Source organism: Actinoalloteichus hoggarensis (assembly GCF_002234535.1).
GTDB classification, from domain to species: Bacteria; Actinomycetota; Actinomycetes; order Mycobacteriales; family Pseudonocardiaceae; genus Actinoalloteichus_A; species Actinoalloteichus_A hoggarensis.
This window is the reverse complement of record NZ_CP022521.1, coordinates 1,878,692-1,893,198: the sequence shown is the minus strand read 5'-3', so window position 1 is coordinate 1,893,198 and position 14,507 is coordinate 1,878,692. Positions and strand designations below refer to the sequence as shown.

The following is a 14,507-nucleotide window of genomic DNA, read 5'->3' as shown; positions in this document are numbered from 1 at the left end:
CCGTCATGCCACAACGCTGCGCGGCCAGCGCGGCTACGTCAAGATTCATCTGGCCTCGGGCGTGTCATCTTTCGGGTGGCGGTGCGGGGAGCGACACGGCGCGAGGCCGCCTCGCTCCCCGCCGCACTCCCGTCCCGGCAGGTCGCGGGATCAGGAACGTTCGGATCGCCTCCTTCGTCTCACCCAGCCGTACTCGCCGCGTGCGACGAGGCCGGCAAATTCGAGGGCAGGCAGAATCGCCCTGACCCCGGCTAGCGGGACTCCGGACCGTACGGACACCTCATCCGCCGAGGCGCCCTTACGAGGGTCCAGCGCCTCGAAGACGCGCAGTTCCTCCTCCCCGAGTCCGTCGGTGTCCCGGCTGGGCCGGGCACCGGGCGGAATCAGGTTGGCTCCGATCGGCCCTGCCGCCTCCGCGATCTCCGCGGTGCTGGTCACCAGCACCGCCTCGCCGTCACGCAGCAGTTCGTGGCATCCCGCGGAGAGCGCCGAGGTCACCGGTCCGGGCACCGCCATCACCACTCGTCCTAGATCGGCCGCGATGCCCGCCGTGTTCCTGGCGCCGCTGCGTCGCCCGGCTTCCACGACGACGGTTCCCATGGACAGCGCTGCGATGAGCCGATTCCGGATGAGGAATCGATGGCGAGCAGGCGGCGTGCCCGGCGGGTACTCGCTGAGCACCGCCCCCTCACCCGCCTCCACCGCTCGGAGGAGGCCGATGTGCCCGGCCGGGTACCCGACGTCAAGCCCGCAGGCCAGTACGGCGAGGGTGGCACCGCCGCCCGCGAGCGCTCCGCGATGCGCCGCGCCGTCGATCCCGTACGCGGCGCCGGAGACGACCGTGAACCCCCGGCCGACGAGGCCGTGGCCGAATTCGGCGGCGAGCTGTTCTCCGTAGCCGGAGGCGGCGCGAGAGCCCACCACGGAGACCGCCGAGGCCGTCGATTCGGCCAGTCGCGGTGAGCCTCGAATCCACAACGCCAGCGGGGCCGCCGTGTTTCGGGCTCCGTTCTGCGCCGCGTGCTCGAACGCGGCGAAACGCTCCCTCGGCCACTGCTCGTGTTCCGGGACGAGCAGTCGAGCACCCATCGCATGGCCGGCCTGAAGATCCGCTTCGGCCAATCGCAGTTCACTTCTCGCACCGACCTCCTTCTGAACGTCCGCCGGAACCCGTCCTTCCCGTACCGCGTCGGCCGCGCGCTCCGCCCCGTGCTCCACGACGAATCCCGCCAACGCGGGCGCGGGCGGCTCCGCGACCCGGGACAGGTACGCCCTCGCCAGCAACAGGGACAGTTCACCGGGCGTCATGACGCGAGCCGATCGCGAAACTGCAATGCCGCGGCCACGTGCGCGGAATCGGGCTGCTCCGCGCCCGCGAGATCGCTCAGCGTCCAGGCGACCCGCAGGCATCGGTCTGCGCCTCTGGCCGTCATCGCCCCGATGGTGAGCCCTCGATCGAGGATCTTCAGTGCATCACGGGGCAGCGGGAAGTCACGACGCAGCGCGGGCCCGGGGACCTCGGCGTTGCACCGCCAGCCGTGTTCGGCCCACCGCCTGGCGGCCCGCAGTCGAGCCAGGCGCACCCGCTCCCTGACCATCTCGGTCGGCTCCGGCTCGTGTCCGGAGCGGATGGTCAGCCCGGTGACCGGGCGCATCCGGACTCGCAGATCGACCCGGTCGAGCAACGGGCCGGAGAGTCTGCCGAAGTATCGACGTCTGGTGACCGCGGAGCAGACGCAGTCGAGGTCTCTCGGCGGTGCGCAGGGACATGGATTCGTCGCCAGCACGAGCTGGCAACGGGCCGGGAACCTCGCCACCCCAAGGCTACGGGCGATGCGCACCTCGCCGTCCTCCAAGGCGGTGCGCAGGGCGTCGAGGTGCTTCGCACCGAACTCGCAGGCCTCGTCGGCGAGGAGGACACCCCGGTGCGCCGAGCTGACGGCGCCCGGCCTGGCCATGCCCGCGCCGCCGCCGACCAACGCGGCCAGCGAGATCGAGTGGTGTGGCGCGACGAACGGCGGATAGCGCGCCAGAGGGGCGTCGGGAGCGAGCAGTCCGGCCACCGACCGGATCATGGTGACCTCGATCGCCTCCTCCCTGGACAGTTCGGGCAGCAGCCCCGCGAGTCGCTGGGCGAGCATCGTCTTGCCGGTGCCCGGCGGCCCGACCATGAGAAGGTGATGACCCCCTGCGGCCGCCACCTCCAACGCCCACCGTGCCTCCGGCTGTCCCACGACATCCGCGAGATCACCACCCTCCCGACGGGCAGGCGGGTCGGCTCTCGTCGCGCCGATCAGCTCGTCCGTCTCCCCGCGCAGCCAGCGAATCACGTCGATCAGTCGCCGGGCGCCCCGCGAGACCACCCCCTCCACCAGTGCCGCCTCCGGCAGTGCCGACTCGGGAACCACCGCCTCCCGGAGTCCGGCCTTGCGGGCTGCGAGCAGGGCGGGCAGCACACCGCGGACCGCGCGGAGCCGGCCGTCCAACGCCAGTTCACCGAGCAGAAGCATGCCCGGCAGCCGGACGGCAGGCACCATCCCTGCCGCCGCGAGGACCACGCAGGCCAGTGCCAGGTCGTAGCCCGCGCCGCACTTCTGCAGCCCGGCGGGTGACATGCCGAGCGTGACCCTGGAACGAGGCCAGCTCTCACCGCTGTTGCGCAGGGCAGCCTTGATGCGGTCCTTCGACTCGTTGACCACAGCATCGGGGCGGCCGAGAAGCTTCACGTCGGGCACTCCGGCCCCGACGTCGGCCTCGATCTCGACGGGGACGCCGTCGACGCCGATCAAGGCGACCCCCCAGCCGGTCGCGATGCCCATCACAACACCTCGCGAAGGTGATGGAGACGGACCGGACCGCTCTTCGGCCAGAGCACCGAGACGAGATCGAAGCGGACGGGCACCCAGCCGATGTGATGGACGCTCAGCCATGCGTTCGCGAGCCTGCGCAGCCTGCGTGCCTTGGCGTCGGTGATCGCCTCGGCGGGGGTGCCGAACTCCTCTCCCGACCGGGCCTTGACTTCGCACACGACCACGCCGCCGTCCTGGTAGCCGACGAAGTCGAGTTCGCCGAACTCGCATCGCCAGTTGCGGGAGAGCATCACGATCCCCTGCTTCTGGAGATGCTCCGCGGCGAGGTCCTCCGCGAGTCTGCCCAGTTCGGCAGGCGTCGACGGCACGGTGTCCTGGTGTGTCTGCGTGTTCATGACATCCCCTCGGTCGGCTCACTGACTCTGGGGCACACCATGACGCGAGAAGTGGTGCGAAGACGAAGACGAAGAGCCTTCGCTGTGGACAACTCACAGCATGTGGACGACTCGACCACCGACAGCGGCGTGTCGCGACCGTCCACGACGACCTGTGCTACGTGCGGGCATCTCCGCAGTTCGGCAGCAGTGCCGTGACGGGATCGGCAGGCGAGTCCTCGGCGAAGGCGCCTCGACGACACCGTCGAGTGCCGAAAGTCGTCCTTCCTCGAACGCCCGTCACCCCCGCCCCGTCACTCGCCCGCACCGCCATTCGGTCACACTGCCTCCGCCGCCCGGTCGAAGGCCACGGCGGCCGCACCGACCACGCCCGCCTTCTCGCCGAGTCGCGCGGGCCTGACGTCGACGCCGCAGGCCGCCGGGCGCATGGCCAGGGCACGCGCCCGGTCCCGCACCGGGGTCAGCAGCTGCTCGCCGCTGCGGGAGACACCGCCACCGAGCACCACGAGCCTCGGTTCGAACAGGTTGACGTATCCCGCCAGTGCCCCGCCGAGCAGATCCGTCGTCTCGCGCCATACCGCCGAGGCCAGCGGGTCGCCTGAGCGCGCGGCCCGCGCGACGTCGGCCGCCCCGATGTCGGTCAACGCGGCGAGTGTGGACGAGGCGCCGTCCTCGATGCGCTCTCGCGCCCTGGCGGCGATGGCGGTGCCGGAGACGTAGGCCTCCAGACAGCCTCTGGCGCCGCAGCCGCACAGTCGACCGTCCGCGACCAGCAGGGTATGGCCGAGTTCGCCGCCGTTTCCACTGCCACCCCGCAGCACCCGCCCGTCGCTGATCACGCCGCCGCCGACTCCGGTGGAGATCGTCAGGTAGACCATGTCGCGGACGCCCTGGCCTGCGCCGTGCCGCCACTCGCCCACGGTGGCCGCCGTCGCGTCGTTCTCCACCCAGGTCCGCGTTCCGAGATCCGCGGCCACCAGCTCGGCGAGCGGGACGTCACCCCAGCCCGGCAGGTTCGGCGGATCGTGGACGATGCCGGTGCGGGCGTCCAACGGGCCGCAGCAGCCGATCCCCGCCCCGGCCAGGTCGCCCGGCTCGAGACCCGCGGCGGCCAGTACGTCGCCTGCCAGGGCGCAGAGCCGGTCGATCACCTTCGCCGGCCCGTCGGCCGCCTCGGTGGGCACCGTGGTGAACGCGCTGACCTCGCCGCCGCGGGAGACCACACCGGCCGCCAGCTTCGTACCGCCGACGTCGAGGCCGAGGACGACGTCCGCCGCCGGCCGTGCCTTGCTCATGATCCGCACTCCGTCCTTGATGTCCGGCGCCCTGGAGCAGGGCGCCGACGAGTCACCCGGAGTCGCCGTCCGAGAGGTCTCGACACCACGCGGCCAGGCCGGAGACGCCTCGACACGGTGGTTCCGTCGATCATCGGGCCACGAGTTCGTTCGCCGTGCGCAGCACGTCCGACGCCACGAGGCGATCGGGCGCGACCTCGGCGGCGGTCCGCACCACGAACGTCGCCGTCTCGCCGGGTAGCAGCGTGACCAGCATGTCATCGACCTCGGCATCCGGGGCGACCCGGTCGGCGAGGAGGGACACGTCTCGAACCAGGGAGTCGGCATGCACGCGGACGCGATAGCCCTGTTCGACGCGCTCGACCTCGGTCCGCAGATTCGCCGGGGGGAGGGCCAGGTCCTTGTCCGCCCGGTGGAACCACGTGGTGCGCTGGCCGCTGTCGGCGTCGACGACGAGCAGTTCCCGCTCGGGCCGCTCCGGCGCGACGTCTCCGGGCGCCAACGGCAGCGTCACCGTCGTGCGTGGCGCCGCCGTGAACGGAACGTCGAGCTCTCGCAGGACGGTCCCGTCGACGGCCAGCCGCCGGACGGCGAGTCGGGCGGACCACGCCGCGTCACTGTCGTTCACCGCGACCACGGCCAGCCCGCCGTCCCTGGGCTCCACGGTGAGGAGGCGGTCGGCGTAGGCATCGCGCAACGCGTACCAGAGCGGCTTGCGTCTGCCGTCGCCGTCGATCGCCGCCCAGGAGGTCACCGGCCAGCAGTCGTTCAGCTGCCAGACCACGGTGCCCGCGCACAACGGGCTCAGCGAGCGGAAGTGCTCGATGCCCAGCGCCACCGCCCTGGCCTGATTGAGCTGGGCGGCCCAGAACCACGAGTCGAAGTCCTCGGGCACTCCGAAGTGGGCGGCGAGCCCGCGCCGCAGCTTGCCGTCGCCGTCGGCGGCCTTCTGGTGCACGAGCATTCCCGGACTGGTCGGAGTGAGCGGATCGTCGTGGACCGCCCGGGACAGGGTCCGCGTCGTGGGCGGCCCCTGATAACCGAACTCGGCGACGAACCTGGGCCGATACTCACGGTAGGCCGTGTAGTCACGCGAGTTCCACACGTCCCACACGTGCATGCTGCCGTGCGCGGGTTCGTTGGGGTGGATCTCGACCGAGTTCGACCACGGGCTGCTCGCCGTGTACGGCCGGGTCGGGTCCAGCTCGGCGACGATCTCGGGCAGCAGTTCCGTGTAGTAGCCCAGCCCCCACGTCCGGTCGGCGAGCTGCTCCTGCCAGCCCCAGTCGTGCCAGCCCCAGTTGTTCTCGTTGTTGCCGTTCCACAGCACCAGGCTCGGGTGCGGGCACAGCCGCGCCACGGCCTCCCGCGCCTCGGCGACGACCTCGCCCCGCAGGGGCTCCTCCTCCGGATACGCCGCGCAGGCGAAGAGGAAGTCCTGCCAGGTGAGGATGCCCTCGCGGTCGCAGTGGCGGTAGAAGTCCTCGCTCTCGAAGATGCCGCCGCCCCACACGCGGAGGAGGTTGACGCCCGCGGCCTTGGCCTGGTCGATCCTCCTCGCGTACCGCGCCGCGTCGACGCGGTGGGGGAAGGCGTCGTCGGGAATCCAGTTCGCTCCCCGTACGAAGACGGTCCTGCCGTTGACGATGAAGGTGAAACGAGTGCCGTCGGCGTCGGCGCCGGTGTCCAGGGTGACGGTGCGGAAGCCGATCTCGCCGTCCCAGGCATCGAGTTCGAGCCCGGACTCGACAGAGCGCAGCCGCACCGCGACCGGGTAGAGCGGTTGAGCGCCGTACCCGTGCGGCCACCACAGTTCCGGGTCGTCGACCAGGACGCTCACCACCGCGGTGTCCTCGTCCTCGTCGACGGTCGTCTCCACCCGGTGGCCCGCCACCTCAACGGAGAGCACCAGCGGTTCGTCCCGATCGCCTGCCCGCGCCAGTTCGACGTGGGCGGTCACCCGGCCGTGCTCCTCACCGACCTCGACGAGCGGCCGTACCTCGGCGAGACGCGCACCGCGCACCGTCTCCAACGTGATGGGACGCCAGATCCCCGCGGTCACCAGGTCGGGGCCCCAGTCCCAGCCGAAGTTGCAGGCCGTCTTGCGGATGAGGTTGTAGGGATGGTGATTGGTGTGCGGCAGCGCCCCGTTCTCCTCGCGGAGGCGTTCCACGTGTTCCACCGCGGAGGCGAAGGTCACCGACAATCGGTTCTCGCCCGCGCGGAGGACGTCGCCCACGTCGAGCCGATGGGTGCGGTGCATGTTGCGCGTCTCGCCGATCACCACGTCGTTCAGCACCACCGTGGCCACTGTGTCCAGGCCTGCGCACACGAGTTCGACGGCGTCGTGGGCCTCGGCGGGTTCCCAGGCGAAGGTCGTCTCGTAGCACCAGTCGGTGCGCCCGATCCAGGCCAGCGCCGACTCGTTGTCGTCGAGGTAGGGGTCCGGAATCAGGCCTGCGGCCAGCAGATCGGTGTGCACGCAGCCGGGCACGGTCGCGGGCACCACCGTCTCGGCGATCGCGTCCGGGACGGCGCCGCCGACGGCTCGCAGCGTCCAACCCTCGTGCAACGGTGTCCGCATCGACTCTCCCTCATCGCTTCATCGTTCGTGGTGTTCGTTCGCCTGCACGGGACCCGCTGGTACGGAGTCCGCGGCGGCGGGTTCAGGAGTCCGTCCCGTCGCGGTAGAGCCAGCACCGGACGTCGTGTCCGTCGGCGACGGGAAGCAGCGGGGGCCGCGCCGCGCAGGCGGCCATCGCGGCGGGACAGCGTGCTCGAAACCGACAGCCGGAGGCCTGATCGGCCACGGCGGCGACCTGCGGCTCGACGGGTCCCGGTCGCGGGACGGTGGGCGGTGCGACCGTGGCACCGTCGACCCCGAGCCGCCGATTCGGATCGGGCGCGGCGGCGGCCAGCAGACGGGTGTAGGGATGACGTGGGCGCAGGATCACGTCGTCCGCGTCCCCGCTCTCCACCAGTTCACCCCGGTACATCACCATGATCCGCCGCGAGAAGTGGCGAGCGGTCGCGAGATCATGGGTGATGTAGAGGACGGCCAGCGCGTCCTCCTGTTTCAGCCGGTCGATGAGATTCAGGATCTCCAGCCTGATCGACACGTCGAGCATGGACACCGGCTCGTCGGCCAGCAGGACGCGGGGTGCGGGCGCCAGGGCGCGTGCGATGGCGACGCGCTGCCGCTGCCCGCCCGACAGCTCGTGTGGCCGTTTCGCCGCGACCACGGCGGCCGGGGTGAGGTTGACGCGCTCGAGAAGACGTTCGATCTGGCGGTCCTCGTCCGCCCGATTCTCGGCACGGCGGTGCACGCGAAGCGGCCTGCGCAGGTGGTGGTCGACGGTGTGGAACGGATTCAGCGAGCCGAAGGGGTCTTGGAAGACCATCTGCACGTCCTCCCGGTAACGACGCAGGCCTCGCCCTCGGGTCCGGATCGGTTCCCCGTCGAGACTGATCGTGCCTGCGCTGGGACGGACGAGCTGGGCCAGCATCCTGGCCACGGTGGACTTCCCGCTGCCGCTCTCTCCGACCAGTGCCACGGTCGTGCCTGCCGTCAGCTCGAAGGACAACTCGTCCACCGCCCGCAGCAGCCTCCGGCGGCCGCCGGTTCGCAGCGCGAAGTCCTTCACCAGGCCCTTGACCTGAAGAACACTCATGTCTCGATCTCCTCCGCCGTCTCGACCGGCCGGAACTCACCGCGCGACAACGCGGCCGGGACGGGAGCGCCGTAGTCCGCCTCGGCATAGGCATGGCAGGCGGTCAGGCCGGTGGACGTCTGGCCGTGCCGACTCAGCTCCGGGCGGTGCTCGTCACAGGGCGCTCGTCGGTAGGGGCAGCGGGGCGCGAAGGCACACCCCGGGATCGACACGGCCAGGTCCGGCGGCTGCCCCGGCACGCCGCGCATCTCGCGGCGCGGCCCCGTCAGGCTCGGAAAGGAGTTGAGCAGTCCCACCGTGTACGGGTGTCTCGGAGCGGTGAGCAGCCGCCGCGCCGAGGCCTGCTCGACGATCCGCCCCGCGTACATGATCGCGATGCGGTCACTGATCTCCAGCAGCAGCGACAGATCATGGGTGATGAAGACGACCGCGAAGCCGAAGTGCTCCCGCAGTCTGCTCAGTTCGCGCAGGATGTCTCGCTGGACCACGACGTCCAGGGCGGTCGTCGGCTCGTCCATGACCATCACGTCCGGCCGCAGGGCCAGTGCCATCGCGATCATCACCCGTTGCCGCATGCCGCCGGACAACTCGTGCGGATAACTGCCGAGCCTCGCCGGATCCACTCCGACGAGGTCCAGCAGCTCGGCGCACCGCGCAGTCCGGGCCGGGACGGCCATGTCCGGCTCGTGGGCCGCCAGGACGTCGAGAAGCTGATCGCGCACGGTCAACACCGGGTTGAGCGCGTTCATCGCGCCCTGGAAGACCATGGCGATCTTCTTCCAACGGAATAGACGCAGCTCCTCGCCGGAGAGGCCGAGGAGGTCGATGTCGCCGTCCCGCTCATGGAACGTCACCGACCCCGACACGACGCGGGCGGGCGGGCGCAGCAGCCGGTTCAGCGCATAGGCCAGGGTCGACTTTCCGCATCCGCTCTCGCCCGCCAGCCCGAGGACCTCGCCCCGATGCAGGGTGAGATCGACGTCCTCGACCGCACGGACCCGTTGATCGGTCTCGTAGTGCACGCTCAACCCCCGGACGGTGAGCACCGGAGTGCCGCGCTCCGCCTCCGGCAGCACCGGGTCCGCGCCGTCAAGCTCCGCCGACTCCGCCCGTGCCCGCTCGGCCTCGGCGGGCCCTCGCATCGGCGGTGGCGTCGAACGGCTCGATTCGGGATCGTCGGTGATCACGCCTGCCTCCTCCTCGTCCGGGGCCGTCGGGGCACGCCGGGAGCCCGCAGTCTCGGGTTGATCAGCTCGTCGAAACTGAAATTGATCAAGGAGAGTCCCACGCCGACCAGCGCGATCGACAGGCCCGGCGGAACGAACCACCACCAGGCGCCCACCGTGAGGGCCTGGGCGTTCTGCGCGAAGTAGAGCATCGTCCCCCAGGTCAGGTAGTCGATGCCGCCGAGTCCGAGAAAGGACAGGCCCGCCTCGGTCAAGATGGCGAAGATGATCGCGAAGACGAACTGGGACGCGATCACCGGCAGCAGATTGGGCAGGATCTCGACGAACACGACTCGCCAGGTCCGCTCCCCCATGGCCCGAGCAGCCGCCACGTAGTCACGGGTTCGCACCGAGAGCGTCTGGGCGCGCAGCACCCGTGCCGAGGCCGCCCAACTGGTGATGGAGATGATCAGTGCGATCGTCAGGATGCCCGCGCCGTCGAGATAGTTGGTGATCAGGATGACCAGCGGCAGGCTCGGAATGACCAGTACGACGTTGCTGACCAGCGAGAGCCCCTCGTCCACCCTCCCGCCGAGATATCCGCCGACGACGCCGACGAGCACCGAGAGGACAGTCGCGAGCAGGCCGACCACCAGTCCGACGATCAACGAACCCCGCGTGGCGGTCACGAGCTGACCGAAGACGTCCTGACCCGTCTGGGTCGTTCCCAGCCAGTGTTCGGCCGACGGCGGCCGGAGCACGGCGTTGCCGATCGCGCCGACGTCGGTGACGAGGAAGGGACCGACGAGGCCGATGAGCGCGAAACATCCGACGATGCCCAGCCCCGTCCGCAGCTTGACGTCCCGCAGCAGCCCGCCGCCGCGGGGCCGTCGCGCACGCCCCGGTCCGCGCGGTACCGGCACGGCTGCCGTGTCGACCGACGAGGCTGTTCGCCGCTTCTCCACCCCTGCCATCACCCCGCCTGCCTCGTCCGAGGGTCGATCACCGCGTACAGGAGATCGACCAGCAGGTTCGCCCCCAGCACGGTGAGCGTGATGACCAGGAAGACGGCCTGCATCAAGGGATAGTCGTTGTTCTGCACCGCCTGGAGCAGCGTGAAGCCGATCCCGGGATAGGAGAAGACCACCTCGGTGACGATCGAACCGCTCACCACGAAACCGAGAGAGATCGCGAAACCCGCGATGCTGGGGATCACCGCGTTGCGAGCCGCGTAGGTGATCATGATCCGGCGCGGGCGGAGACCCTTCGCCTCCGCCGTGAGGACGTAGTCCTCACCCATCGTGGACACCATCATGTTGCGCATCCCCAGCAGCCAGCCGCCGACGGAGCTGAGGACGATCGTGATGGCCGGGAGCAGCGCGTGGTACAGCGCGGAGCCGATGAAGGCCCAGTTGAAGCCGACCGTCGTGCCGTACTCGTATCCGCCGGTCAGCGGCAGCAGTCGCAATGTCGATCCGAACAGGAAGACCAGCACGAGGGCCAGCCAGAAGTAGGGCACGGCAGCGAGGAACGTGGCGATCGGGACCAGGTGGTCGAGCCTGCTGCCACGCCGCCACCCGACCACCATCCCCAGCGTGACGCCCAGGGCGAAGGACAGGCAGGTGCACAGGCCGACCAGGACCAGCGTCCACGGCAGCGCCGCACCGAGGATCGTCGATACCTCGGTCGGAAAATAGGTGGAGGAGATGCCGAAGTCACCGCGCAGCAGATTGCCCAGGTAGCCGACGTACTGCTCCCAGAGGCCACCCTGACCGCCGTGACCGAGCATGACCTCCAGCGAGGCCCGCGCCTCCGCCGACACCGCGCCGCCCGCCTGCTGGAGCCTGCCCAGCAGCGCGTCGACGGGTGAGCCCGGCATCAGTCGCGGGATCAGGAAGTTGATCGTGATCGCCGCCCACACCGCGATCAGGTAGAAGAGCAGCTTGCGACGGAGATAGTTCATGCCCGGGTCTCCCGAGGCTCCTGCCCGGCACCCACGCTCACCCCGCCGGGCGCAGATTCGCGGCCACGATGCCCAGATCGGGCGAGGAGTGCGTCATCGGCAGCGCATAGGGATCATCCGCCGTGGGGAAGCCGGTGACCTTCGCACCCGCGAACTGGGTGAGCGCCATCGACTGGAGGATCGGGATGTACGGCAGCTGTTCGGCGATCTCCGATTGGATGCGTGCGTAGGCCTCGGCGTGAGCCTCCTCGTCCTCGGTGGCCGCGACCTCCTCCAGCGCCTCGTCGACGACATCGCTGCGGAACCGCGCGAAGTTCTTGGCCGCGGGCTGACCGATGGGCGGCGCGGCGGCGCTGGAGTAGAAGTCCTCGTACAGGGTGAACGGGGTGACGCCCCCGTACAGGTTGTCGATGACCAGCTCGAAGTCACCGTTATCCCGATCGGCGACGAACGACGCGAAGGAGACCTCTCTCGGCTGGAGGTCGATACCCACCTCGGCGAGCTGCTGACGCATGACGTCCAGCGCGGCGATCTGGTCGGTGTATCCCGTGACGACCTTCACCTCGATGCTCAGCGGCTCGCCGTCGGGGCTGACGAAGACTCCGTCGGCCCCCTCGGTGTAGCCGGCGTCCTGGAGGATCCGCCGTGCCTCGTCCGGCTCGTGGGTGGGGACCACGCCCTCCAGCTCCTCGGCGAGGAATCGCTCCTCGCGCGGCAGCATCAGCATGCCGGGTGTGGCGGGCGTGCTCAGGCCGTCGTAGTTCAACTCGTTGACCTGGTCACGGTCGATGCCCCGGTAGATGGCCTGCCGAACGGCGAGATCGCTGGTCGGTCCCTCGTCGAGGTTCGCGCCCAACGTCGAGATGTAGACCGGGGTGACCTCGTAATGATTGCCCTCCGCCCGGGAGCCGTAGGTGTTCTCGATGTCCGGGATGAAGATGCTCGCCCAGTCGATCTGTCCTGCGGTCAAGGCGGAGAGCGCGGACTGGTTACCGCTGTGCGAGACGAAGCGGATCGAGTCCAGGTGCGGTTTGCCCTCGTCCCAGTATTCCTCGTTGGCGGTCAGCTCGTAGCTCTGGGCGGAGAAGGACTCGAGTGCGAAGGCGCCGGTGCCGACCGGTTCGGCGTTGCCGAAGGTCACCGGATCCTCGACGTCGGACCAGATGTGCTCGGGCACGATGAAGGTATCGCTTGCGATCGTCCACAGGTCGGTGTAAGCGGGCCGGGAGAAGGTGATCGTCACCTCGGCATCCCCGGCCGCCTCGACGGACTCGATAGGAAGTGACGACGTGTTCAGCGCCTCGTGTTCCTGCATCAGCTCGAAGGTGAAGACGACGTCCGCACTGGTGAAGGGCTCGCCGTCTGTCCACTGGACGCCTTCGCGCAGCCGGAAGGTGATCGCGGTGCCGTCGTCGTTCCAGTCGTATTCCTCAGCCAGTCTGGGGAGCGGCTCGTCCGCCCTGGCCCGATTGAGGAACATCAACGTCTCGTAGATGATCCCCCGACCCGGCTGGTTCGACGACAGGATGTAAGGGTTGAAGTTGGCCGTGAGCTGACCCGTGGCTCCGGTATAGGCGGTGATCGACCTCGCCGGGCTGCCGGGCTCGGGTGCTCCGGCGCAGCCTGCGACCAACGCCAGGGCTAAGGCGCCCGCGAGCGCGGCCAGGCTTCTCCGTCGTCTGGTCAGGACCGTCATCGGGGTGTTCCTCCTGTCGGGGCAAGCTCGCTCCACCTGCTCGGGTGAGGCCGCACGGCCGACAGAAGGAGCGTGAATGTGTCCTGCGTTACACCTCTAGCACTTTCTTAGTCATTTTCAGCAAGTTAGTCAAGGGTGCGATACTTTCGCTGGCCGGTGACGCCATGATGTGAGGAGTGACCATGCGGGGAGGCGCCAACCTGCCGCTGATCGGCACCTACAACCGCGGGGTGGTGCTGGAGAGCATCCGCTCGAACGGGCCGATCAGCCGCGTGGAACTGACGACTCTGACCGGCCTGACCGCCCCGACGGTGTCGAACATCGTGCGCAGGCTCATCGACGACGGGCTCGTGGTCGAAGCGGGGCAGGGCCGCTCGACCGGCGGCAAGCGACGCACCCTGCTGACCCTCAACCCGACCGCCCGCTACGCCCTCGGAGTCCGGATCGACCTCCAGGGCACCACCCTCGTCGTCATCGACCTCGCGGGCCGCGTCGTGGTCAGGGCACGACACCGCGAGGCGAGCACCGATCCTGGAGAGATCATCGCGAACATCGCCGGTCACGCGAGCGGAATTCTCGACTCCGCCCGCATCGACAAGGCCGCGGTCGTCGGCGTCGGCGTCGCCGCGCCCGGGCCGATCGACCACGAGCGGGGGGTGATCCTCGACCCGCCGAACATGACCCACTGGCACGACGTGGCCCTTCGCGGCGAGCTGGCGGCGGCGCTGAACCTGCCCGTCATGATCGACAATGACGCGACCGCCGCCGCAGTCGGGGAGCACTGGATCGGCTGTGCCACGACGGCACGCGACTTCGCGAGCATCTACATGGAGACCGGCATCGGTGCGGGCGTCTTCCTCGACGGGCGCGTCTACCGGGGCGCGACATCCAACGTCGGCGAACTCGGACACATCTCGCTGAACGTGAACGGCGACTGGTGCTTCTGCGGCAACCGGGGCTGCGTCGAGCTGTACAGTGCCCCGCCCGCCGTCGTCGCGGCGGCGCTGGCGGCACGCCCGAAGGTCCTCGGCTCCGCGCTGTCCGGTGACGCGGCCGACGTCCACACCGACTTCGCCGCCATCCGAACGGCTGCCGCAGCCGGCGAGCCCGGGGCCGTCCGACTGATCGAGGGCTCCGCCCGGCACCTGGCGGCAGGTGTGCTGACCATGGTGAACCTGCTGGACGTCGAGTTGATCGTGCTCTGCGGGCCTGCCTTCGCCGGCGTCGGCCATCTCTACACGGCCGCCATCGAGGACATCCTGACCACTCGCGCGTTCGCCAGGCGCGGAAGGCCGCTGTCAGCCGTCATGTCGCCGATCGGAGAGCATGTCAGCGCGATCGGCGCGGCCGCGCTGGTGCTCCACAGCGAGTTCGCCCCCCAGATGCTCGGCAGTCGCCTGGCCGCCGAGGTCTGAGGCACGTTCTGGGGCGTGCCGGCTCGCGGGATGTCTCGACTCTCGGACCGAGCCCGAGGTCATCCGGGGCCCGGTGGTCATGCCCGGGTGTCATGC

General features: G+C 69.8%; 11 protein-coding genes. 1 reads left to right on the top strand and 10 read right to left on the bottom strand.

Translation table 11 applies throughout. The features are described 5' to 3' along the window. Nucleotides 1–150: 150 nt before the first annotated feature. The 10 genes from dprA to AHOG_RS08360 all read right to left on the bottom strand — a co-directional run bounded on the left by dprA (nucleotide 151) and on the right by AHOG_RS08360 (nucleotide 12,996). Entirely contained in the window at nucleotides 151–1,308 is a 1,158-nt protein-coding gene (gene dprA / locus AHOG_RS08405) for a DNA-processing protein DprA (RefSeq protein WP_093940842.1), read from the bottom strand. Beyond that, nucleotides 1,305–2,819, bottom strand: coding sequence for a YifB family Mg chelatase-like AAA ATPase (locus AHOG_RS08400; protein WP_093940841.1), 1,515 nt, complete (start codon nucleotides 2,817–2,819; stop codon nucleotides 1,305–1,307). Before AHOG_RS08400 ends, dprA begins: the two co-directional genes overlap by 4 nt. After that, nucleotides 2,819–3,205, bottom strand: a complete 387-nt coding sequence (locus AHOG_RS08395; protein ID WP_093940840.1) for a YraN family protein — start codon at nucleotides 3,203–3,205, stop codon at nucleotides 2,819–2,821. The genes AHOG_RS08400 and AHOG_RS08395 overlap by 1 nt, the downstream gene beginning before the upstream one ends. 317 nt (nucleotides 3,206–3,522) lie before the next feature. Further along, nucleotides 3,523–4,500, bottom strand: coding sequence for an ROK family protein (locus AHOG_RS08390; protein WP_093944280.1), 978 nt, complete (start codon nucleotides 4,498–4,500; stop codon nucleotides 3,523–3,525). A 130-nt stretch (nucleotides 4,501–4,630) separates the two neighbouring features. Then, a complete protein-coding gene (locus AHOG_RS08385) occupies nucleotides 4,631–7,084 on the bottom strand; it encodes a glycoside hydrolase family 2 protein (protein ID WP_093940839.1) in 2,454 nt (817 codons plus the stop codon). Nucleotides 7,085–7,166: 82 nt separating this feature from the next. After that, nucleotides 7,167–8,171 (bottom strand): ABC transporter ATP-binding protein, encoded by a 1,005-nt coding sequence (locus tag AHOG_RS08380; RefSeq protein ID WP_093940838.1) that lies wholly within the window; start codon nucleotides 8,169–8,171, stop codon nucleotides 7,167–7,169. Continuing rightward, on the bottom strand, nucleotides 8,168–9,358 hold the full coding sequence (locus AHOG_RS08375; protein WP_245856638.1) for an ABC transporter ATP-binding protein: 1,191 nt from the start codon (nucleotides 9,356–9,358) through the stop codon (nucleotides 8,168–8,170). Before AHOG_RS08375 ends, AHOG_RS08380 begins: the two co-directional genes overlap by 4 nt. After that, complete coding sequence (locus AHOG_RS08370; protein WP_093940837.1) at nucleotides 9,355–10,311, bottom strand: ABC transporter permease; 957 nt, start codon at nucleotides 10,309–10,311, stop codon at nucleotides 9,355–9,357. The genes AHOG_RS08375 and AHOG_RS08370 overlap by 4 nt, the downstream gene beginning before the upstream one ends. Continuing rightward, nucleotides 10,311–11,300: an ABC transporter permease gene (locus tag AHOG_RS08365; RefSeq protein WP_093940836.1), complete on the bottom strand. Its 990-nt coding sequence runs from the start codon at nucleotides 11,298–11,300 to the stop codon at nucleotides 10,311–10,313. The genes AHOG_RS08370 and AHOG_RS08365 overlap by 1 nt, the downstream gene beginning before the upstream one ends. Before the next feature lie 37 nt (nucleotides 11,301–11,337). Continuing rightward, entirely contained in the window at nucleotides 11,338–12,996 is a 1,659-nt protein-coding gene (locus AHOG_RS08360; RefSeq protein ID WP_093940835.1) for an ABC transporter substrate-binding protein, read from the bottom strand. A 182-nt stretch (nucleotides 12,997–13,178) separates the two neighbouring features. Here AHOG_RS08360 and AHOG_RS08355 point away from each other — a divergent pair, with 182 nt between their 5' ends. Then, on the top strand, nucleotides 13,179–14,411 hold the full coding sequence (locus tag AHOG_RS08355) for an ROK family transcriptional regulator (RefSeq protein ID WP_093940834.1): 1,233 nt from the start codon (nucleotides 13,179–13,181) through the stop codon (nucleotides 14,409–14,411). Nucleotides 14,412–14,507 lie beyond the last annotated feature (96 nt).